At 37.0% G+C, this 273-nt stretch carries 1 protein-coding gene; it reads right to left on the bottom strand.

What is annotated here, in order from left to right:
- Nucleotides 1-199 (bottom strand): FolB domain-containing protein (locus tag AAEY88_RS13615; RefSeq protein ID WP_350563247.1); only part of this gene is annotated, 199 nt, incomplete at its 3' end.
- Nucleotides 200-273 lie beyond the last annotated feature (74 nt).

Genomic DNA, 273 nt, shown 5'->3' with positions numbered 1-273 from the left:
CTACTAAAGTGATTACTTCTTTGGTAATTACTTTGTAGTTTAGTGCTTGATCTACTTCATCGGTTTTACAGGCGTCGTGTGCAGGGTAATGAATTTCTAAGTTAATCACTACATCCTGCTTTTTCTCGCGCTCTTCTTGGTTAAAGCCAATAAAAGTACGCAGTCGTAAATTGGTTACGTTAATAATTGCATTAGCCATAAGTTAGCCTTTTATTAGCTGCAAAAACTCATTACGTGTTTTTGGATCGGCTCTAAAGTTACCCAGCATTACAG

Origin of the sequence: Psychrobacter sp. CAL346-MNA-CIBAN-0220 (assembly GCF_040309805.1) — a bacterium.
Lineage (GTDB): Bacteria > Pseudomonadota > Gammaproteobacteria > Pseudomonadales > Moraxellaceae > Psychrobacter.
The sequence above is the reverse complement of the archived record's forward strand: the minus strand, read 5'-3'. Positions and strand labels throughout refer to the sequence as shown.